The sequence below is a fragment of the Aestuariimicrobium sp. G57 genome (genome assembly GCF_050110855.1).
In the GTDB taxonomy this organism is placed as follows: domain Bacteria; phylum Actinomycetota; class Actinomycetes; order Propionibacteriales; family Propionibacteriaceae; genus Aestuariimicrobium.
Genome location: NZ_JBNINW010000003.1, coordinates 280,931 through 301,431 on the forward strand (window position 1 = coordinate 280,931; position 20,501 = coordinate 301,431).

A 20,501-nucleotide genomic window follows, 5' to 3' on the forward strand; every position below is an offset into this window, starting at 1 on the left:
CCCGCCCACCAGCCGCACCGGCACCACACCCGCCGGGCGGATCCCGAAGAGCCCCACCAGGCCTCGTCCACGACCCCGCCACCACCCACCTCAGCCCCAGCGGTGCCGAACCGTTCGACTACCAACGGTTCGGCACCGCTACAACACCCCACCCGTCCGCCAGCAACCCTGCGCACACCACCACCCAGCCCCCGATGGAAGAATCACCCCCATGAGTGCTGTGATTCCCGATGACCTGCTGCCCCTCGACGGACGCTTCGGCAGCGGCCCCGCCAAGGTGCGTCCCGAGGCCGTCGCGGCGCTTGCCCAGAGCCCGCTGCTGGGCACGTCGCACCGCCAGCCGGCGGTCAAGAACCTGGTCGCGAAGGTCCAGGACCTGGCCGCCGACCTGTTCAACGCACCCAACGGCTACGAACTGGTGCTGGGCAACGGCGGCGCCACCATGTTCTGGGACGTCGCCACCTGCTCACTGGTCGAGCAGCGCAGCGCCCACGGCGTGTTCGGCGAGTTCTCGAAGAAGTTCGCCACCGCCACTGCCCGGGCGCCGTTCCTGGCCGAGCCGGTGGTCATCGAGTCCGAGCCCGGCACCTCCGTCGTGCCCACCGCCGTCGAGGGCGTCGACCTCTATGCCTGGGCCCAGAACGAGACCTCCACCGGCGCCGCCGCGCCCGTCGACCGGCCCGAGGGCATCGGTGATGCGCTCGTCCTCGTCGATGCCACCTCGTCGGCGGGCGGCATGCACGTCGACCTGGCCGAGACCGACGTCTACTACTTCGCCCCGCAGAAGAACTTCAGCTCTGACGGGGGCCTGTGGCTGGCCTGGTGCTCGCCCGCCGCACTCGAGCGAGCCGCGCGCCTGACCGAACGCACCGACCGCTGGGTGCCCGAATCGCTCAACTTGACCGTGGCCGCCACCAACTCACGCGCCAACCAGACGCTCAACACCCCCGCGATCGCCACCCTGGTGCTGCTGGCCGACCAGTTGGCGTGGCTGGTCGACAACGGCGGGCTCGACTTCGCTGCCGGACGCACCAAGGCCTCGACTGACCTCGTCTACGAATGGGCCGACAACCACGCACTGGCAAGGCCGTTCGTGGCCCCTGAGTTCCGCTCGCCGGTGGTCGCCACCATCGACTTCGACGACACGGTCGACGCGAAGAAGCTGGCCGCCGACCTGCGCGCCAACGGCATCGTCGACACCGAGCCCTATCGCAAGCTCGGCCGCAACCAGCTGCGCATCGGCTGCTTCGCCAGCGTCGACCCCGACGACGTGCGTCGCCTGCTGACCTGCATCGACTGGCTGCTCGAGCACCGCTGAGCAACACCGCTGAGCAACACTGCCGAGCGGCATCGCTCAGTCGGCCCGGCGCCTCGGCTTCGGCCGCTTCTGCACCAGGGTCACCGCACCGGCTGCGAGCGCCAGCACCCCGGCGCCGACGATCGCGGCTGCGGTGCCGGTGCGCGCATTCGCGGGGTCTGGCGTGGTCGGCACCGGGCTGGCCGCCGTCGTGGTCTGCACGGCCGAAGGGCTGGCGGCCGCTGAGGGGCTCGGCGTCACTGACGCGAAGCCCGTGGGTCGCGGCGTCGCGACGATCCTCGGTTGCCCGCCGCCCGTGCCAAGCATCAGCAGTTGCTGTTCCAGCCCCATCGTGATCGCCTCGCCGGTGCGGGGCACCGGCCCCAGCGCCACGGTTTTGAAGCCCACGGCGTCGACGAGGTGCAACCCGGCAGAGCCCCACATGGCCAGGGTCGTGCCGTCCGGCAGGAACACCGCATCACTGACGCCCTGCGGCGCATCGGCCACCCGGACGAAGGTGTTGGTGGCCTCGGCCGATGGCTGCCCGTCGGCCCGGTAGATGCCCGGGTTCTGGCCGCGCGTCACCACGTAGAGGTTGCCGCGCCCCGAGACGGCCAGCGCGGCCGCGTCATGCGGCCCGTCGGCATAGGTGAACGTCCATTCGGTCGGCACCACCGTGCCCACGAACGGGCGCCCGACCCGCAGCACCGTCACCGACTGCCGGGCTGCGGTGGGATCCCCGATGTCGCCCAGGTAGAGCACGCCACCGCGACTCGCCAGGGCCTGCAGGCTCGTGACCGGTTCGCTCAACTGCATGTCGCCGACATAGCTGCCCGACGCGCCGATGGCGGCAATCTGCGGTCTCGTGGGGTCGACCACTGCCCAGTAGACGCTGCGTTGCGGGTCGGCCGCCAGGCCCGTCAGCGCCAGCGGCTGGTTCAGCGTGATCGTCCGGTCCTGGGCCAGTGCGGGGGTCGCAGTCACCGCCGTGGCCCCGGCGAGCAGCGCCGCCAACACCGTGGTGCGGGCACCGACGCCGAACCCTGCCATGACTCCCCGTTCGCTCACGTGAACACCGCCCCCAGCACCACGAGCACAACCATGAGCACGAGTACCGCGCTCACGAGGGCCTTGCGGCTGTGGATGTTCATCCCCGCCACTTTATCCCGTCCCGCGGCGCCTGCCGGCATGGGTTACCGTAGGCACATGGGTGAGCTCCGGCTGCACGCCATCAGCGTGTACGACGTGCGGGACATGTTCGGCGCCGACGACGGCCTGGCCGCGCAGTTGCGCCAGATCGCCTCGGAGACCTTTGCCGTGCCCGCAACAGAAGAACAGTTGAAGCCGAGCATGATCCGCAAGGTCGGGCCGATGTTCCGGCGTGACCCGCTCGCAAGGGTCATTCCCACCGATGTGCCGAAGCCCACCGACTGGGAAACCCTCATCGCCGGCCGCTATGTCGAGCCGTCGCGGCTGGTGCCGTCCTGGAAGGTCGTCGATGCCTGGGTCGATGCCCGCGACTGGGGCACCGCCACCATGACACTCACCCCGCCCCAGACCGAGGCGTTCGACTTCGCGCTGACCAAGGCCGGGCTGCATTCGAGCTACAGCCTGGGCAACCTGTTCGCCAACGACGTGGCCCTGCCGATCCGCCCCGCACACGGCATGCGGGTGGGTTACGCCAAGAACCCGCACGTGCTGGCCACCGCCGACGCGCTGCGGGCGGTGCTCGACCGGGTCGACCCTGACTGGGCCGGCGGCGCCAGGTACCTGTCGAGCTTCCTCGACGCCTTCGTGGGCTGGACCGACCAGGCTCGTTCGGCCGACCGGGCGCTGCCCGACCTGTACTGCGCCTGGTGGGAGACCAGCCGCGCCGAGATGACCATCACTCCCCCAGCGGGTGAGCCGACCACGACGGGCACCCGCCGCCGCGACCCGGGCGCCGAGTTCGACCCGACTGCCCCCATGGTCACCGGACGACAGGGCCGCGCGACCGGCCGCCGGGACCTTGACCCGACGGCGCCGATCGTGACGGGACGACAGCCGCGGCGCTGAGTCGTCACCAGAGCCGCAACCAGCAGCTCAGCCCTGCGGCTTGATCACCAGCAGCAGGTCGCCGCCCTCGGTCTGCACCGTCTCGGTGACCACGACACGCTCGACCACACCGCTGATCGGCGCATTGATCGATGCCTCCATCTTCATGGCCTCGATCACCGCCACCGTGTCACCGGCGTTGACGACGTCACCCTGGGCGACCCGCACCGTCACCGCGCCCGAGAAGGGTGAGGCCACGTGTCCGGGGTTCGAGGTGTCAGCACGCTCAGCGGCCACGATCTCGGGCTTGATCGACAGGTCACGCACCCGCACCGGCCGCATCTGGCCGTTGAACTGGGTCATGACGGTGCGCTTGCCCTTCTTGTCAGGCTCGCCGATCGTCTCGAGGCTGGTGATCAGGGTCACGCCCTTGTCGAGCGAAATCGCCTGTTCCACGCCCGGCTGCAGGCCGTACAGGTAGGGCACCGTCGGCATGCCGGTCAGGTTGCCGAACTCTTCACGCGATTCGTGGAACGACTTCGTCGGGCCGGGGAACAACAGCCGGTTCAGCGCCTGCTGGCGGTCACGTCCGGCCTGGTCGAGCAGTGCCTCGTCCTCGGGGGTCAGCTCGGTCAACCGCGCCGGGTGGGCGCGACCCTCGAGTGCCTTCGTGCGGAACGGTTCGGGCCAGCCACCGGCCGGGGTGCCGAGCTCGCCATTCAGGAAGCCGATGACCGAGTCGGGAATGTCGAACTTCTGCGGGTCGGCCTCGAACACATCGGGGTCGGCATTGACGGCCACCAGGTGCAGCGCCAGGTCGCCGACGACCTTCGACGATGGGGTCACCTTCGTCGGACGACCGAGGATGCGGTTGGCTGCGGCGTACATGGCCTCGATCTGCTCGAAGCGGTCGCCGAGCCCCAGCGCGATGGCCTGCTGGCGCAGGTTCGACAGCTGGCCACCGGGGATCTCGTGGCGGTACACGCGCCCGGTGGGGCTGGCCAGACCCGATTCGAAGGGGCGGTACAGGTTGCGCAGCGCCTCCCAGTACGGCTCGAGGTCGGCCACCGCATCGGGGTTGAGCCGGGTGGTGCGGTGGCCGTGCTGCAGCGCCATGATCAGCGCTGAGGCCGGCGGCTGGCTGGTGGTGCCGGCCATCGGGGCAGCCGCGACGTCGACGGCGTCGACGCCGGCATCGATCGCGCGCAGCAGTGTGGCGGTCTGGCCGCCGGCGGTGTCGTGGGTGTGCAGGTGCACCGGCAGGTCGAAGTTCTCGCGCAGCGCCTTGACCAGGGTGTAGGCGGCGGGTGGGCGCAACAGGCCGGCCATGTCCTTGATGGCCAGCACGTGCGCACCGGCGTCGACGATCTGCTCGGCCAGCTTCAGGTAGAAGTCGAGCGTGTACAGGTCTTCGCGGGGGTCGGAGAGGTCGGCCGTGTAGCACAGCGCCACCTCGGCGACCGACGTCCCGGTTTCGAGCACGGCGTCGATGGCCGGACGCATCTGGTCGACATCGTTGAGCGCGTCGAAGATGCGGAAGATGTCGACACCGGTGGCGGCCGCCTCCTGGACGAAGGCCGTGGTCACCTTGGTCGGGTACGGGGTGTAGCCGACGGTGTTGCGACCACGCAGCAGCATCTGCAGGGCCAGGTTCGGCATGGCCTCGCGCATGCGGGCCAGCCGGTCCCACGGGTCTTCACCTAGGAAGCGCAGTGCGACGTCATAGGTCGCACCACCCCAGCATTCGACCGACATCAGTTCGGGGGCGTTGCGCGCCACGACGGGCGCGACGGCCAGCAGGTCGCGGGTGCGCACGCGGGTGGCCAGCAGCGACTGGTGGGCATCGCGGAAGGTCGTGTCGGTGACCTCGACATGCTCCGAATCGCGCAGCCACTTTGCGAACCCGGTCGGGCCCAGTTCGTCCAGCCGCTGCTTCGACCCTGCGGCCGGCTCGACCTTCGGGTCCCAGGCGGGCAGCTTCTCGGCCGGCTCGAGCAGGGTCGGCGCCTCGCCGTGCGGCTTGTTGACGGTGACGTCGGCGAGCCACCGCAGCACCTTGGTGCCCCGGTCGGCCGGGGCGCGCGAGGTCAGCAGGTAGGGCCGTTCGTCGATGAAGTGGGTCGAGGTGTTGCCCGCCGCGAAGTCGGGGTCGTCCAGCACGGCCCGCAGGAACGGGATGTTCGTGGACACACCACGGATCCGGAACTCGGCGAGCGCGCGGCGCTGGCGGTGCAGCGCGGTCTCGAAGTCACGGCCGCGGGCGGTGACCTTGACCAGCAGCGAGTCGAAGAAGCCGCTGATCTCGACGCCCGTGGCGACGGTGCCGCCGTCGAGTCGGATGCCGGCCCCGGACGCCGAGCGGTAGCCACTGATCACGCCGGTGTCGGGACGGAAGCCGTTCGAGGCGTCCTCGGTGGTGATGCGGGCCTGCAGCGCGAACCCGTTCAGGTGGATGCCCTGCTGGGTCAGTCCCAGGTCGGCCAGCGACTCACCCGCGGCGATCCGCATCTGCGAGGCGACCAGGTCGACATCGGTGACCTCTTCGGTGACTGTGTGCTCGACCTGGATGCGGGGGTTCATCTCGATGAAGACATGCTCGCCGGCGCGGGGACCGACGGTCTCGACCAGGAACTCGACGGTGCCGGCGCAGGAGTAGTTGATCGACTTGGCGAACGTCACCGCGTCGTGGCACAACGCATCGCGCAGTGCGGGGTCGAGGTTGCGCGCCGGGGCCATCTCGATGACCTTCTGGTGGCGGCGCTGGATCGAGCAGTCACGCTCGTAGAGGTGGATGACATTGCCCTGGGAGTCGGCGAGGATCTGCACCTCGATGTGGCGGGGGCGCTTCACCGCCTGCTCGACGAAGACGGTCGCATCGCCGAACGCGCCGAGCGCCTCGCGCATGGCCGCGTCGAGTGCCTCGCGCAGGTCGTCCGGGTTCTCGACCATGCGCATGCCGCGACCACCGCCACCGGCGACGGCCTTGACGAAGACCGGGAAGCCGATCTCGGCGGCCTCGCGCACCAGCTGGTCGACGTCCTGGGACGGGGCCGACGACTTCAGCGTCGGCAGGCCCGCGGCGCGGGCGGCCTCGATGGCGCGCACCTTGTTGCCGGCGAGCTCGAGCACGGCGGCGGGCGGGCCGATGAAGGTCAGGCCGTTGTCGACGCAGGCCTGGGCCAGGTCGGGGTTCTCGGACATGAAGCCGTAGCCGGGATAGATCGCGTCGGCGCCGGATTCCTTGGCGGCGCGGATGACCTCGTCGATGTCGAGGTAGGCACTGACGGGGTGGCCCTTCTCGCCGATCAGGTAGGCCTCGTCCGCCTTGATGCGGTGCTCAGCAGCGCGGTCTTCGTAGGGGAAGACGGCCACCGTCCGGGCACCCAGCTCGAAAGCTGCACGGAATGCACGGACGGCGATCTCGCCACGGTTGGCCACTAGCACCTTGGAAAACATGGGGCCCAGACTAGTGGCAGGTGCCCCGGACGACGCCAGCGCGCCAACGGGTGACCGGTCGGGGGGCGCCTATTCGGCGCGGAAGCGGGCCTCGATCGAGACGTCGAGGGTGATCTCTTCGGGCTTGATCTCGAACTCGGGCATGGGGGCACCACCGGCGCTGCCCCGCGCTGCTGCAGGGGCGGCCATGGCGAACATTGCCTCGGGGCGAGCCCCCTCTGACAGCAGTCCGGAGTCGGCGACCTGGATGGGCACGACGCTGCTGAACCCGCTGGCGGTGGCCATCAGTTCGGCGCGGCGGCGGGCCAGTCGGACGGCCTCGGCGGTGACCTCTTCTTCGAGGGCGGCCTTGGAATCGTCGGTCAGCAGCCAGTGGGGGGCGCCGAAGTTGAGGCCCTCGATGGTGCTCCAGCCCGAGGCGAGTTCTGAGACGACCTCGACATCGGTGAGCCGCACCTCGATGGTCGCGGAGGCCTCGTACAGCGGCGGCATCTGCTTGCCCTTGTTCCAGGGGCGCCACGTGCGCACGCCGACTGGTGAGATGACGAGCTTGTCGACGACCTCGGGACGGGTGTCCTTGAGCGTGTTGAGCTGTTGTGTCGCGGACGACATCAGCTCGTGCACGCGCAGGGCGGCGTCCTCGCGGTTCGGGGATTCATGGGAGGCGCGCAGGTACAGCGCGGCGATGTCGGGCTGGCGGCGGCCGATGGCTCGGGAGCGGACGGAGATCTCCATGGGTCAAGTGTGCCCGCGAATGCCGACACCACGCCGGTCACCCCACCAAGTGCACGCCGACACCCTCGCGCACACCCCGACACCCACACACAGGTGTCAACGCGCACCCAAAGGTGTCAACGTGGACGAAGCAGGCCCTCCGCCCCCCAGACCACCTCGGCACACACAGCTGCCCTCGAAAGCCAAAGCTGCCCTCGACATTTCGAGGGCAGCTTTGGCTATGACAGGCAAACGCGGGGGCTGCCTCAGATCTTGTCGATCAAGCTCATCAACAGCCCTTGGGAGAAGTACACGACGAAGGCGATCGAAGCACCCCACATCAGCGGGTGCACCTGCTTGGCCTTGCCCTTGAGCACCTTGACCAGCACCCACACGATGAAGCCCGCGCCGATGCCGGTGGTGATCGAGTACGCGAACGGCATCAGCACGATGGTCAGGAAGGCAGGGATGCCCTCTTCGATGTCGTCCCAGCTGACCTTGGTCACCTGCGCCATCATCAGGAAGCCGACATAGGCCAGCACCGAGGCCGCGGCCTCGGCCGGCACCATGCTCACCACCGGTGACAGGAACAGCGCCAGGATGAACGCCACACCGGTGACCACCGACGCCAGGCCGGTGCGGGCACCCTCGGCGACACCCGAGGTCGACTCGACGAACGAGGTATTGGACGAGACCGAGCCCAGACCACCGGCGACGGCACCGAGTGAGTCGACCAGCAGCACCTCGCGCAGCCGCGGCGGGTTGCCCTGCTCGTCGAGCAGGTCGCCCTCGGCACCCACGGCCACGACGGTGCCCATGGTGTCGAAGAAGTCGGCGAGCAGCAGCGAGAACACCACCAGCAACAGCCCGAGCACATAGCCCAGGTGGAACTTGCCGTCGGGTGAGAAAGCGCCGAGCAGGTCCACTCGTCCGAGCAGGCCCAGGTTGGGGCTGACCCACGCCGAGGCGTCGGGCAGCACGGGGCCATTGGGCGACCAGCCCGTCGGGTTGTCGGGGCCGAGGCGCGGGCCCACCTTGACGACCAGTTCGACCATGACAGCCACCGCCGATGTCACCAGCAGCGAGATGAGCATGGCGCCGGGCACCTTCTTGACGACCAGCACCACGAGCAGCAGGAAGCCGAACACGGCGATGGCGATGGGCCAGCCGATCAGCTGCCCACCCACGCCCAGTTCGAGCGGGGTACCGGCACCCTGGCGCACGACACCGGCCGAGACCAGGCCGACCAGGGTGATGAACAGGCCGATGCCGATCGAGATGGCCGAACGCAGCGCCGAGGGCACGGCCCGGAAGATTGCCTCACGCAGCCCGGTGAGCACCAGCACCGTGATCAGGATGCCCTCCCAGACGATCAGACCCATGGCCTGCGGCCAGGTCATCTGCGGGGCGAGCACGAAGGCCAGCAGCGCGTTCAGGCCAAGACCGGTGGCCAGGGCGAGCGGAAAGCGACCGACGACGCCCATGAGGATGGTCAGCACACCGGCGACCAATGCGGTGGCTGCGGCCACCATCAGCTTCGACTCGGTGATGGCCGCGTCGTTCAGCTGGGTCTTCGCGGCGTCCAGGTACATGGGGGCGCCGCTGATGAGGTTGCCGTTCTTGTCGGCAGCAGTTCCGATGATGAGGGGGTTCAGCGCGATGATGTAGGCCATCGTGAAGAAGGTGACCAATCCACCACGCACTTCGCGAGCGGTGGTCGAACCACGCTTGGTGATCTCGAAGAATCGGTCAAGTCGGCCGAGCTCGGCGACCGTTGACCCGGGGGATGAGTCCTGTTGAGTTGTGTGAACCATGAGGCAAACCCTAAACCTCACCATGCGGGTAGAGCACATTAAGCTGGTGGCATGCAGCCAGCCGAAACCCCGGACGACGCCACGCGAGCCACTGTCGAGCCCCGTCGGCGCGGGCTGGTGCAGGCGCCGGTGGCCCCCCTCGACGAGGACGGCGTGCAGGCGGCCATCATCGGCACCATCGCCTGGGCGGTGGGGCTGGTGGTGATGCTGCTGCGCGGCGACGCCGCGCCGGCGTGGTACACGTGGACCTGCGTGGCCGGCATCGGTGTGGGCGGGCTCGCGCTGGTCTACCTGGTGCGCCGCCGCCGGGTCAGGCGCGCCCAGTCAACGGCTCAGTCGAACAGCACGTCGTCGGTCTCGACCGTGTCATAGACCGGGCCGGGCAGTTCGACACCGCGCTCCTCGGCGACGACGTTCGAATGGCCACCGCAGCCGTGGTCGATGCTGACGACGCGACCATCGGCGCTGCTGAACTCGTTGGTGCACACGCCGAACTGCACGCCCAGGCTGCCGCTCAGCCGCTGGAAGTAGCCGCAGGTGATGCACTCGGCCGGGGCCTGCCGCGTCATCTGGTTGTCAGGACCGCCATCGCCGGCGAGCCAGCGTTCGACCGCCAGGTCTCGTCCTTCTCGGGTGAGCACCCGCTCACGACCCAGGCCCAGCTCGGCCACGACCGCACGGGTCGCCGACCATTCGGCCGGGTCGGCATCGGCGGCATGCTCGCCACCGGTGAACCCGGGCTCGAGGCGCGGGTCGTTGTCGAGGGTCGGCAGCAAAATGCCGGGGACGATGTCGCCGCCCTGGATGCGCTGTTCCCACGGCAACCACGCCGGGGCGAGCAGAGCCGAGTCGCCGGGCAAGAGTTCGACCTCGTTCACGGTGGCGACGCGGGCACGCGAGGCGCGCACCATCGAGACGGCCCAGTGCCAGCCCTGGTAACCAGGGTGCGTGCACGCGAACAGGTGGGTGACGGCGCGCTCGTCGTCGGCCACCACGCCCTCGTGCTCACCGACCCCGAAGTCGCCGGCGTAGGCCTCGGCGGCCACGCGGGCCTGGTCAACCGCCGCAGCGGTGACGGCGTCGAGCTTCGGCCTGCGAGTGGTGGTCGTGGTGGGTGCAGTGGTGAGCGCGGTCGTCATCACTTCTCCAGTTCTTCGGCCACGGCGCGCAGCACCTGCGCGATCTTGGCCGAATGGCGCGCGTCGGGGTGGCGATTGTGGCGGTAGTCGTTGCCGATGCCGTCGAGCAGCTTGATCAGGTCTTCGACCATCACGGCCATCTGGTCGGGCTTGCGGCGTGAGGCCTTCGACAGCGACGGGGGCGTCTCGAGCAGCGTCACCGACAGGGCCTGCTCACCGCGACGACCCTCGATGATGCCGAACTCGACCTTCTGGCCGGCCTTCAGCGACGTGACGCCCGCGGGCAGCGCGTTGGCGCGCACGTAGACGTCTCCCCCGTCCTCCTTCTGCAGGAATCCGAAGCCCTTCTCTGCGTCGTAGAAACGCACCTTGCCGATCGGCACGTCAACCCCTCATCTGCCGGTGTCCCGGATACTCATGTGCCGGCGGGCCGGCGGTGTACTGGTGGAGCCGGGTGGTCCCGGCGGGCACGGCGGCAGTGCTGCGCGCCATTCGTCCCCAAGCCTACCGGCTCGGCTCGACGGGCGGCCAGCGCGTACCCGTTGATCGGGCCGCTGCAGGGGATAGCACGTCTCGAATTCATTACATTTCGCGGGCCCCGACTGGTTGCAGGAACGCCTGTGATGAGGTCAGCACCATGAGCAATCGCATCGCGGGGATCGCCGTTGCTCTCGCCGCCTTGGCGCTACTGGCGGCCCTGGCGGTCTTGTGGTCAATCGCACCGCACCCGCCGAGACCTCGACCCCCGATGCCTGGGTCTGGATCGGGCGCAACGGGGTCCAGGTGCAGGTACCTGCCTCATGGGGCTATGAAGCGGGCGACACCTGCCAGCAGGGCGTCACCACCGAACCCAAGGTCGCGCTCGGGCCGGACCGCACGGCCGTGGTGCTCACAGCGTGTACGCGCGGTGCGGCAGGCCCCTCGGCCGATCAAGGCCCTCGTGTCGAGTTCCTTGGCCCTCGGGACGACCTGCCCGGGGCCTGGGCGACCCAACCGAAAACCATGGTCGGTGATTACGGCGTGCTGGTCTCGTGGGGCGCTGCCTATGCGGCTGACCATCCCGACATCACGCAGGTGGCCGCACGGATTCTGTCGTCGGTGACCTCATTCGGCGCCGGCCCTGACAACAGTCCTGACCACAATGGGTGCCCCCTGCGTCCGCAGCAGCAACTCGGCGCGCTGGCAGACATCGCCTCCAGCGACCACGTGTCCATCTGCCAGTACCGCGCCGAACCGGACGGCCTGAGCCTGTGGTCGTCGCGGCAGCTCGAGGGCAAGTCGGCCAAGGACTTCGCCAAGCAGTTGAACCGGATGGGCACACAACCCCTGCCCCACGCCGAGGGCTGCGAAGAATCCGACCTGGCCATGCGCGTCATGCTGCACGTCACATCACCGTCCGGCCCGCGCGTGTTCAGGGTGAACTACACCGGTTGCCAGGACGACGCCGGGCTCGTGACGTCCCAGGGCAGCCGGGGCATGAGCGCCGCCGTGTGCCGGCAGATCTTCACCGGGCCCACCGCGCCCGGCGACATGTCGTCGGTCATGGCGGCCCGGTGCGGTCTGCCCGTTGCGCCGGCGCAGCCCACCACTCGGTAGTGCCGCCCCGGGTGGGCACCGGCTCAGTGCGGCCGGTACCCCTCGGGCAGCATGTCGAAGGTGTCGCGGTAGTACTCGTGCAGTTGCAGTTTCGAGGCCGCGGCCTCGTCGACCACCACGGTGGCGTACCGGTGGAACTGCAGGATGCTCGCCGGGCACATCGCCGTCACCGGTCCCTCGACCGCTGCGGCCACCGCGGCGGCCTTCTTGGCGCCGGTGGCGGTGAGCACCAGCCGGCCCGCGTCCATGATGGTGCCGAGGCCCTGGGTCACACAGTGGGTCGGCACCCGGCCCTCGCCGAAGAACCGCGCGTTGTCGGCGCGGGTGGTCGCGGTGAGCGTCTTGGGGCGGGTGCGACTGGCGAACGACGAGCCGGGCTCGTTGAACCCAATGTGCCCGTTCGAGCCGATGCCCAGGATCTGCGCGTCGATGCCCCCCGCATCGCGGATCGCCGCCTCGTAGGCATCGCAGGCCGCATCGATGTCAGCAGCCATGCCGTCCGGAACCCGCACCTGCGCAGGGTTCACCCCGAGCGGTTCGGTGAACGTCGTCCGGATCGTTTCTGCGTAGCTGTTGGGGTCACTCGGGGGCAGGCCGATGTACTCGTCCAGCGCGAAGAACCTGGCGCGGGTCAGGTCGAGCTTGCCCGAATCCACGCGTTCCTTGAGCTTGGCATAGGTGCCGAGCGGCGAACTGCCCGTGGCAAGCCCCATAACAGGGTCTGGTCGGCGCGACAGCGCCTCGGCGATCCGTGCTGCGGCCATGGTGGCCACCTCGCCTTCAGACGCACAGATGATGACTTCCACGACGGTTCCTCTCGGACTGTTCAGCTCGGGTCACACGCTAGTGATCAGCACACCGGCCACCTGAACATTCGCGCACGGTGGACGCTCAAACGCTCACCGGTCGCCCCAGATCGCTCAATGCCGCCTGATTCCGCACCACTTGCGCACCGCCCACGCCTGCCACCACCCGCTCGCTAGAATCCCCCCATGGCCTCCTGGAGCGACGGCGCCGAGTACGCGCCGAACGAACGACCCGATGGGTTCGCCGCGCCACGCGCCGACCCGCTGGGCGAGGCCCCACCCGAACCGTCGCTGGCCGAAGGTCGTCCCCTCGCACCCCCGGACGCTTTCACCCCGCAGCCGGGGCCTGACCTGGCGGCCATCGGCATCGACAAGGGCCCCACCCGCAACCCGCAGCAGGCGTTCGCCACCGCATCGAAGGCGATGACCACCGCCACCAGCAGCGCCTGGGGTTCGACCCACGCCGCGACCATCACCCAGGAAGCGCCGTTCAACCCGCGAGCGCCCATGGTGACCGAGTCGTCGCTGGCGAACCTGGGCGCACCCACCGGCGAACCGGTGCAGGCAACCTGGACCCCGCCGGGCGCCCCCGCCCCGGGTTCGCACTACGGCTACGACCCGGCGCTGCAGTACCGCCAGCCCACCACCCGCGCAGGGCAGGCCAGTTCGGTCGCTCAGACCATCGGCATGCGACTCACCTGGCCCCTGGTGATCGCCCTCGCGCTGGGTGCCCTCATCCCGCAGCTGTCGATCGCCATGCTGCTGGTCGCCGCAGTGCTCGCCACGCGCATCAAGCACAAGCCGCAGGCGCAAAGATTGCGCATGGTCATCGGCATCAGCGCCGCGGCCGCCGTGCTGCTGGCCTTCATGCTCGACCTGTCCCAGGACGTGGTCGCCTCGATGGGCACGTGGGCGCGCGTTGGTTCGCTGGTCAGCCTCGGCTATGGCATCTGGCTGGTGTGGCCCCGGCGTTCCCAACAGCCCTGACCCGTGGCACCCGTGAACCCTTCCGCACCACCCCAGCCCGCCCCCCGCACGCTCGCCGAGGCCATTCGCGCGATGGACGAGCGGGGGCTGGTCACCCTCATGCTCGCCCGCCCCGACCTGGCCCAACCGCGCCCCGCCAGCCTCGCTGAACTCGTGGAACGCGCCTCGTCCCCGGTCAGCGCGGGCATGGCCGTCGACCGGCTCGACACGTGGCAGCGGGCCGTTGCCGAGGCGCTGGCGGCCCAGCCCGAACCCACCACCGCCCGGGGGCTGGCTGCCCAACTCGACGCCGACACCTCGGCGGTGCAGGCCGCCCTCGACACCCTGGTGGCCCGGGCGCTGGCATGGCGCACCAACACCCGCACCGGCACCGTGCTGCTGACCAGGGCCGCCGCCCATGCCTTCGGGCCGCACCCCGCAGGCCTGGCGGCTCCGAGCCCGATGCCGCTCACCGACGCCAGCATCGATGCCCTGTTCGCCGACCTGCCCGCCGACCAGCGGACCATCGTCGACAAGCTGGTCTGGCAGCCCGTTGGCAGGCTGCGCCACGCGCAGCGCCCGATCACGACGACCAACGCCAGCACCCCGAGCGAGCATCTGGTCGCGAAGAAGGTGCTGCGCCCCATCAGCGACGACCAAGTGGTGCTGGCCCGCGAGGTCTCACTGCGCCTGCGCGGTGGACGGCTGTTCGCCGAGCCGGTGGCCACCCGCCCGGCACCGCTGCCGCCGGCCGAGCCCACCCCGGTGCGCGCGAACGCGGCGCTCGGCACGGCCAACGAGGCTCTCGAACTGTTCACCGACCTGGTCGAGGACATCATTGCCCAGCCGCCCCGGGTGCTGGCCACCGGCGGGTTGGGCCGCCGCGAGTTCAAGCAGTTGGCTGCCCACCGCAACGAGACCAGCGTCGCGCTGTTGCTGGCCCTTGCCCGGCAGGCCCAGTTGATCGCGCCCCAGGGTCTGGGCTGGCTCGCCACACCGGCATTCGACCGCTGGGCCCAGCAGCCGGCCTGGCAGCAATGGCGTGACCTCGTGCGGGCCTGGACACACCTGGACCGGTGGCCCAGCGTCGACGCCGACCCACTGGCACCCCAGGGCCAGCGCCCCATTGTCGGGGTGCGGCGGGCGCTGCTCGCCGAACTGCGCCATGCCCCGTCCGGCACCGCCGTCGACGCCCCGCTGCTGGCCGCACGCTCGGGCTGGCGCCACCCCACGTGGGACCCGCAGCTGATCGCCGAGGCGGCCCGACACTTCGTCACCGAGGCCACCACGCTGGGTGTGCTCGCCCTGGGTCGCACCTCGCACCTGCTCGAAGCGGACGAGGACCCCGGGTTCCCCGAGCCCACCCACCAGTTCGTGGTGCAGGCCGACCTCAGCGCGATGCCCGTGGGCCCGCTGCAGGTGGCGGTGCGGCGCCGGCTCGACCTGTTGACCGACCGCGAACGGGGCACCCGCCGGTTCACCCCCACCAGCATCCGGCGGGCGCTCGACCACGGGTTCACCGCCGACCAGGTCATCGACTGGCTGACCAGCCATTCCCTGACGCCGCTGCCACAGCCGCTGACCTACCTGGTCGGCGATGTCGCCCGCCAGCACGGGCAGATCCAGGTGATGCCTGCCGCTGCCGTGGTCACCATCGCCGACCCCGCGGTGCTCGAGGCGCTGCTGCGCTCACCACAAGCCGGGCTGCTGGGGCTCACCAAGGTGGGCCCGCAGGCTGTGGTCACCCAGGGGGACGTCGCCGAGGTGGTGGAAGCGCTGCAGGCGATGGGCCATGCGCCGGTGGCGAAGTCGGCCAACGGTGAACAGGTGCACGCGCCACGACCGCGCCGGGCCAGCCATGCCGCGGCACCCGTCACAGAACCTGAGCCCCCGGGCCGCGACCAGGTCGAGATGCTGGCCCGCCAGCTGCTGCAGCCCGACCCGGTGGCTGCCGCCGACGACCTGGTGGGTGCGCTGCAGTCGGCGCTGGCCAGCGGCGACTGGGTCGAGGTCACCCATGTCGATGCCCACGGGCGTCCCCAGACCGACCGGGTGCGGGTGCTGGGGGTCTCGGGTGGCCAGGTCAGGATCGTGCGCAAGGCCTCGGCGCCGCTGAACCTGTCCGTGGCGAGGGTCGTCCGGGTGGCACCGGGGTGAGTACGGGACGCGCCGCGCCCCCCTGGGCCCCGGGAGAAAATGGGAGCGTCGGCCCGGTGACCGCCGAGCGGGCATGCCGGGCTCGCCGACCTGCACATGTGACGCTGACGCCACTACTGCAACCCCAACCACCCCGAGGGCTTGCACACCCGACACTGGCGCCAGTTGTGCACCCGGAACCGGGCTGTTCGTGCGCGTCGACACCCTTGTGCACGCGGCGACACCCGTTGACAGGTGTCGGTGTGCACCGAAAGGTGTCAGCGTGCATGTCCGGCAGGCGTCGAGGTGGTGTGACGCGGTCGACATCGCGGCTGAGAGGCGTATGAAGAGACTCTGAAGAAGCCGCCACAAGGCTGAAACGACCGTGGCTTGCCCGGTGGCCTTTCGTACGATGGACGCGTGAAGGGGTCCACGATTCGCCGAATCGCCGTCCTGGCCGTGTGTGCCGTGGGCGGGGCGACGCTGTACCTGACCCCCTACCGGCTCGGGGATGCCTCGGCCGACGTGCCGCAACCCCACGTGTCCAGCCATCCTTCCGGCTCGGCCATCACCCTGCCGCCGGACCAGACCACACCCGCATCCAGCCCGGCATCGGCGTCGTCCGCGAGTTCGACCCTGCCGATCAGCGCGTCGAGCCCGGCGCTGCACGAGGACCGGACCCTGCCGACCCCGGTGCGGGGGCTGCGGTTGGTGAGCAACACCAACTCCACCTACACCGTCGGCTGGGACCCGAGCCACGACAGCGCCGGCATCCGCCACTACGTGGTGCTGGCGGGCGGGTTCCTGATGGGGCACACCACCACGAACTCGATCACGCTGGCCTGGCCCAACTCGAACGAGAACATCCTGGTGCAGGTCGCTGCCGTCGACGGCAACGGGCTGCAGGGCGAATGGCGCGCGATCGTGATCGTGCCGCCGCCGAAACCCGCCCCCAGGGCGAGCGACAGCGGCACGCCCACGAGCAACCCCGCCTCGACGATGCCCACGGCAACCTCACCGAGCCCGAGCTCCCCGGCGACGACGAGCCCGTCGGCGCCGGCATCGGTGCCACCGTCATCGGCGGGACCGTCCACGGAGCCCTCGAGCACCTCGACGGTGCCCATGGCGAATGCGTGCTCGACCAGTGACGTGACCCACACCGCGACGGCATCGGCCCCCGGCACCCCGGCGCCGTCGTCCGCGCCCGCGGTGACCGAGCCGGTCATGTCACCCGCGGCGACCGCGTCGTCAACGGCACCGGAGGTCTCGACGGCCCCGACGCCGTCGCCGTCGTGCACCTGAGGTCGCGCGTTCCTGTCGACTTGCGCTTCGGGGGATACTCGTCAGGATGAACCCGACCAATCCCCTGATCGTGCAGTCCGACCGCACCCTGCTGCTCGAGGTCGACCACCCCGACGCCGAGACAGTGCGCATGGCGATCGCGCCCTTCGCCGAACTCGAACGCGCCCCCGAGCATGTGCACACCTACCGCATCACCCCGCTCGGCCTCTGGAACGCCCGCGCCGCCGGGCATGATGCCGAGCAGGTGGTCGATGCGCTGCTGACGTGGTCGCGCTACCCCGTGCCGGGGTCGCTGCTGATCGACATCACCGAGACCATGGCCCGCTATGGCCGGCTGCGCATCGAGAAGCACCCCACCCACGGCCTGGTGATGGTCAGCCAGGACAAGGCCGTGCTCACCGAGGTGCTGCGCGCCAAGAAGGTGAAGGGCCTTGTCGGCGAACGCATCGACGACGAAACTGTGGTCGTGCATCCCAGCGAGCGCGGCCACCTGAAGCAGGTGCTGCTGGGCATCGGCTGGCCCGCCGAAGACCTGGCCGGGTTCGTCAACGGAGAGGCCCACGCGATCGCCTTGGACGAGGACGGATGGGCGGTGCGGCCCTACCAGAAAGTGGCGGCCGAGTCGTTCTGGCACGGCGGTTCAGGGGTGGTGGTGCTGCCGTGTGGCGCCGGCAAGACAGTGGTCGGGGCCGCGTCGATGGCGCTCGCCCAGGCCACCACGCTGATCCTGGTCACCAACACTGTCGCGGCCCGCCAGTGGCGCGACGAGTTGGTCAAGCGCACGTCGCTGACCCCCGACGAGATCGGCGAGTATTCGGGCGCCCGCAAGGAAATTCGTCCGGTCACCATCGCCACCTACCAGGTGATCACCACCAAGCGCGGCGGTGTGCACCCGCACCTGGAACTGTTCAACGCCCGCGACTGGGGGCTGGTGATCTATGACGAGGTGCACCTGCTGCCGGCACCGGTGTTCCGCATGACGGCCGACCTGCAGGCCCGGCGCCGTCTGGGGCTGACGGCGACCTTGGTGCGTGAGGACGGCCGCGAGGGTGACGTGTTCAGCCTCATCGGCCCCAAACGCTACGACGCGCCGTGGAAGGACCTCGAGTCGCAGGGCTGGATCGCCCCGGCCGACTGCGTCGAGGTGCGGGTCACCCTTGACGAGGACGAGCGCATGGCCCAGGCCATGGCCGAGCCCGACGTGCGTTACCGGCTGGCGTCGACCACAGCGTCCAAGCACCGGGTGGTGGTCGAGCTGGCCGAGCGGCACCGTGAGCAGCCCACACTGGTGATCGGGCAGTACGTCGACCAGCTCGAAGAACTCGCCGAGGCCCTCGATGCACCGCTGATCACGGGCGCCACGACCAACAAGCAGCGCGAACTGCTCTACCAGCAGTTCCGCGACGGCGAGATCAAGCGGCTCGTCGTCTCGAAGGTGGCCAACTTCTCGGTCGACCTGCCGACCGCCGAGGTGGCGATCCAGGTCTCGGGTGCCTTCGGCTCGCGGCAGGAAGAGGCACAGCGCCTGGGCCGGCTGCTGCGTCCCAAGGACGGCCTGGTGGCACGGTTCTATGCCGTGGTCGCCCGTGACACGGTCGACGCCGAGTTCGCCCAGCACCGGCAACGGTTCCTGGCCGAGCAGGGCTATGCCTACCGCATCATCGACGCCGAAGAGCTGGACCAGCTCGACGCCTGAGCCGGTGCGGGGCAACCAGCGCCGTCACAGCCCCGGGTATTGCGGGTGCGGCTGGGCCCCCGGCACCAGGCGGCGGCTCGCCTCGGCCACCCGCTCCAGGTCCCCGACCGGAACCGTCGATTCCTCGACGAGCCCCCAGTCCACCTCGGGGGCACCGGCCCAGTCGATGACCCCGTGCAGCTGCGCCGGCCAGACCTCGCGGCCGTTCAGCTCGTGCGCGGCGAACCAGCCGTGCGACAGCAGGGTCACCTGTTCGAGCGGGGTGAACCCGTCAGTGCTGACATCAAAGACGGGTGTCTCGACAAGGAAGAATGCCTCGTCCTGCACCAGCACCTGGTCGGAATAGCCGTGCACCACCAGCCGGCGCGCCACCGGTCCCTGCAACTGCCGCGGCCCCACCTGCAGTCCGGTCTCTTCGAACAGTTCGCGCACACCGGTCTGGTGCTCGGACTCCCCCGGGTCCATGCCACCGCCGGGTGTCACCCACCATTCCGTGCCCGGCAACCCGGGGTCACGGTCGGCGAAGAGCAGCACCCGTGCTGTGCCGGACTCGTCCCGGGAGCGCACGAGCAGCCGGACGGCGCGGCGGCGACGCAGCGGTCGGTCGTCGCCGCGCTCCAGCATGATCTTCCTCCAGGTCGCCCGCTCAGCGTTCGGGATGTTCGGCGACCGAGTGCACCTGCACGGGCAACACCTTCGCCCGCACCGCCGCCAGCGCCAGCACCAGCAGCACGCACGTCGCCATGACGTTGATGCCCACGAACCCCTGCCACGCGAGCACACTGCCCGCGACCGCCGTGATGCCGGCGGCACCGAAGTTCATGAACGTGTCCACCGTACCCTGCATCGGCACCCGGATGCCGGGGTCAACCGTCTGCACCACCAGTGCCGAACCGGCGATCAGGGTGCATGACCAGCCCACGCCCAGCAGGAACAGCGCCGGGATCAGCCTGGTCAGGTGCGACTGGCCGAGCGCATCGAGCACACCCACCGCGAACGCGATCACGAAGATGCCCATGCCGATGTAGATCACCGGACGAGCCCCGAGCTTGTCCGAGGCCCAGCCCACCAGGGGCGAGAGGCCGTACATGCCGAGGATGTGGCCCGAGATGACGATGCCGATGACCTCGAGGCCCATGTCATTGTGGTGCATGTGCAGCGGGGTCATCACCATGACGCTGGTCATCATCATCTGGCCGGTGATCACCGCCACCACACCGAGCAGGGTCATGGGGTGGTTCCAGGCCACCCGCAGGCATTCGGCCATCGACACGTTGCGCCGCGACCCGGCCTCGTGCAGCGGACGCTGCGGCTTCTTCATGCCCAGCGTGATCAGCGCAGCCAGCACGAACGCCGTCACCGAGAACAGATAGGGCCCGACCAGGTGGTTCAGGCCCAGCGCCCTGCCCAATGCGGCACCGGGCGCGGTCAGCTGCGGCCCGGCAACCGAGCCCACCGTGGTGGCCCAGACGACGATGGCCATGGCCCGCGCCCGCTGCGAGGCGGGGGAAAGGGCGGGGGCGGACGGGAGGGCATTCAAGAACA

18 protein-coding genes are annotated in these 20,501 nt (G+C 69.9%); 7 read left to right on the plus strand and 11 right to left on the minus strand.

Features of this window, described 5'->3' with window-relative positions; all coding sequences use genetic code 11:
* The first annotated feature begins 211 nt into the window (after window positions 1–211).
* Window positions 212–1,318, plus strand: a complete 1,107-nt coding sequence (gene serC / locus ACQCX5_RS08370; protein ID WP_434541572.1) for a phosphoserine transaminase — start codon at window positions 212–214, stop codon at window positions 1,316–1,318.
* A gap of 36 nt (window positions 1,319–1,354) precedes the next feature.
* Here the strand turns inward: serC and ACQCX5_RS08375 are convergent, their stop codons facing one another.
* Window positions 1,355–2,365 carry a hypothetical protein gene (locus ACQCX5_RS08375; protein WP_434541573.1) on the minus strand — a complete coding sequence of 337 codons (1,011 nt, stop codon included), beginning with the start codon at window positions 2,363–2,365 and terminating at the stop codon, window positions 1,355–1,357.
* Window positions 2,366–2,503: 138 nt separating this feature from the next.
* Between ACQCX5_RS08375 and ACQCX5_RS08380 the strand changes: the two genes are divergently transcribed.
* The gene (locus ACQCX5_RS08380; protein WP_434541574.1) at window positions 2,504–3,352 is read left to right on the plus strand and encodes a hypothetical protein; all 849 of its coding nucleotides are present in this window, start codon (window positions 2,504–2,506) and stop codon (window positions 3,350–3,352) included.
* A 27-nt stretch (window positions 3,353–3,379) separates the two neighbouring features.
* Here the strand turns inward: ACQCX5_RS08380 and ACQCX5_RS08385 are convergent, their stop codons facing one another.
* From ACQCX5_RS08385 to ACQCX5_RS08395, 3 genes are all read right to left on the minus strand, one after another.
* The gene (locus tag ACQCX5_RS08385; protein WP_434541575.1) at window positions 3,380–6,787 is read right to left on the minus strand and encodes a pyruvate carboxylase; all 3,408 of its coding nucleotides are present in this window, start codon (window positions 6,785–6,787) and stop codon (window positions 3,380–3,382) included.
* 69 nt (window positions 6,788–6,856) lie between these two features.
* Window positions 6,857–7,522: an SIMPL domain-containing protein gene (locus ACQCX5_RS08390; protein ID WP_434541576.1), complete on the minus strand. Its 666-nt coding sequence runs from the start codon at window positions 7,520–7,522 to the stop codon at window positions 6,857–6,859.
* Between the two features lie 245 nt (window positions 7,523–7,767).
* A complete protein-coding gene (locus ACQCX5_RS08395; protein ID WP_434541896.1) occupies window positions 7,768–9,174 on the minus strand; it encodes an NCS2 family permease in 1,407 nt (468 codons plus the stop codon).
* 192 nt (window positions 9,175–9,366) lie between these two features.
* Here ACQCX5_RS08395 and ACQCX5_RS08400 point away from each other — a divergent pair, with 192 nt between their 5' ends.
* The gene (locus ACQCX5_RS08400) at window positions 9,367–9,687 is read left to right on the plus strand and encodes a DUF2530 domain-containing protein (protein WP_434541577.1); all 321 of its coding nucleotides are present in this window, start codon (window positions 9,367–9,369) and stop codon (window positions 9,685–9,687) included.
* Here ACQCX5_RS08400 and ACQCX5_RS08405 read toward each other — a convergent pair.
* Entirely contained in the window at window positions 9,648–10,454 is an 807-nt protein-coding gene (locus ACQCX5_RS08405) for a DUF3027 domain-containing protein (protein ID WP_434541578.1), read from the minus strand. The two genes, ACQCX5_RS08400 and ACQCX5_RS08405, sit on opposite strands and share 40 nt — an antisense overlap.
* Window positions 10,454–10,837 carry a cold-shock protein gene (locus ACQCX5_RS08410; RefSeq protein WP_434541579.1) on the minus strand — a complete coding sequence of 128 codons (384 nt, stop codon included), beginning with the start codon at window positions 10,835–10,837 and terminating at the stop codon, window positions 10,454–10,456. The genes ACQCX5_RS08405 and ACQCX5_RS08410 overlap by 1 nt, the downstream gene beginning before the upstream one ends.
* A 325-nt stretch (window positions 10,838–11,162) precedes the next feature.
* Between ACQCX5_RS08410 and ACQCX5_RS08415 the strand changes: the two genes are divergently transcribed.
* A complete protein-coding gene (locus ACQCX5_RS08415) occupies window positions 11,163–12,050 on the plus strand; it encodes a hypothetical protein (protein WP_434541580.1) in 888 nt (295 codons plus the stop codon).
* Window positions 12,051–12,073: 23 nt separating this feature from the next.
* On the opposite strand, the gene nagB is transcribed toward ACQCX5_RS08415, so the two are convergent.
* Window positions 12,074–12,856, minus strand: a complete 783-nt coding sequence (gene nagB / locus ACQCX5_RS08420) for a glucosamine-6-phosphate deaminase (RefSeq protein WP_434541581.1) — start codon at window positions 12,854–12,856, stop codon at window positions 12,074–12,076.
* A 186-nt stretch (window positions 12,857–13,042) separates the two neighbouring features.
* Between nagB and ACQCX5_RS08425 the strand changes: the two genes are divergently transcribed.
* Both ACQCX5_RS08425 and ACQCX5_RS08430 read left to right on the plus strand, forming a co-directional pair.
* Window positions 13,043–13,843 (plus strand): hypothetical protein, encoded by an 801-nt coding sequence (locus ACQCX5_RS08425; protein ID WP_434541582.1) that lies wholly within the window; start codon window positions 13,043–13,045, stop codon window positions 13,841–13,843.
* A 3-nt stretch (window positions 13,844–13,846) separates the two neighbouring features.
* Window positions 13,847–15,979, plus strand: a complete 2,133-nt coding sequence (locus ACQCX5_RS08430) for a helicase-associated domain-containing protein (protein ID WP_434541583.1) — start codon at window positions 13,847–13,849, stop codon at window positions 15,977–15,979.
* 476 nt (window positions 15,980–16,455) lie between these two features.
* On the opposite strand, the gene ACQCX5_RS08435 is transcribed toward ACQCX5_RS08430, so the two are convergent.
* Both ACQCX5_RS08435 and ACQCX5_RS08440 read right to left on the minus strand, forming a co-directional pair.
* Window positions 16,456–16,680, minus strand: a complete 225-nt coding sequence (locus tag ACQCX5_RS08435; protein WP_434541584.1) for a hypothetical protein — start codon at window positions 16,678–16,680, stop codon at window positions 16,456–16,458.
* 57 nt (window positions 16,681–16,737) lie between these two features.
* Window positions 16,738–17,256: a hypothetical protein gene (locus tag ACQCX5_RS08440; RefSeq protein WP_434541585.1), complete on the minus strand. Its 519-nt coding sequence runs from the start codon at window positions 17,254–17,256 to the stop codon at window positions 16,738–16,740.
* A 50-nt stretch (window positions 17,257–17,306) separates the two neighbouring features.
* Between ACQCX5_RS08440 and ACQCX5_RS08445 the strand changes: the two genes are divergently transcribed.
* Entirely contained in the window at window positions 17,307–18,956 is a 1,650-nt protein-coding gene (locus ACQCX5_RS08445) for a DNA repair helicase XPB (RefSeq protein ID WP_434541586.1), read from the plus strand.
* 24 nt (window positions 18,957–18,980) lie between these two features.
* Here ACQCX5_RS08445 and ACQCX5_RS08450 read toward each other — a convergent pair whose 3' ends face one another.
* Together ACQCX5_RS08450 and ACQCX5_RS08455 are read right to left on the minus strand one after the other, a co-directional pair.
* A complete protein-coding gene (locus tag ACQCX5_RS08450; RefSeq protein WP_434541587.1) occupies window positions 18,981–19,580 on the minus strand; it encodes an NUDIX hydrolase in 600 nt (199 codons plus the stop codon).
* A 22-nt stretch (window positions 19,581–19,602) separates the two neighbouring features.
* Window positions 19,603–20,501: MFS transporter (locus ACQCX5_RS08455; RefSeq protein ID WP_434541588.1), on the minus strand; the 899-nt coding region annotated here is incomplete at its 5' end.

Coding starts and splice junctions, on each gene's coding strand:
- ACQCX5_RS08390 (WP_434541576.1), bottom strand. CDS start 7,522: ATGGAGATCTCCGTCCGCTCCCGAGCCATCGGCCGCCGCCAGCCCGAC.
- ACQCX5_RS08445 (WP_434541586.1), top strand. CDS start 17,307: ATGAACCCGACCAATCCCCTGATCGTGCAGTCCGACCGCACCCTGCTG.
- ACQCX5_RS08425 (WP_434541582.1), top strand. CDS start 13,043: ATGGCCTCCTGGAGCGACGGCGCCGAGTACGCGCCGAACGAACGACCC.
- ACQCX5_RS08380 (WP_434541574.1), top strand. CDS start 2,504: ATGGGTGAGCTCCGGCTGCACGCCATCAGCGTGTACGACGTGCGGGAC.
- ACQCX5_RS08385 (WP_434541575.1), bottom strand. CDS start 6,787: ATGTTTTCCAAGGTGCTAGTGGCCAACCGTGGCGAGATCGCCGTCCGT.
- ACQCX5_RS08395 (WP_434541896.1), bottom strand. CDS start 9,174: ATGGCCTACATCATCGCGCTGAACCCCCTCATCATCGGAACTGCTGCC.
- serC (WP_434541572.1), top strand. CDS start 212: ATGAGTGCTGTGATTCCCGATGACCTGCTGCCCCTCGACGGACGCTTC.
- ACQCX5_RS08405 (WP_434541578.1), bottom strand. CDS start 10,454: ATGACGACCGCGCTCACCACTGCACCCACCACGACCACCACTCGCAGG.
- ACQCX5_RS08400 (WP_434541577.1), top strand. CDS start 9,367: ATGCAGCCAGCCGAAACCCCGGACGACGCCACGCGAGCCACTGTCGAG.
- ACQCX5_RS08450 (WP_434541587.1), bottom strand. CDS start 19,580: ATGCTGGAGCGCGGCGACGACCGACCGCTGCGTCGCCGCCGCGCCGTC.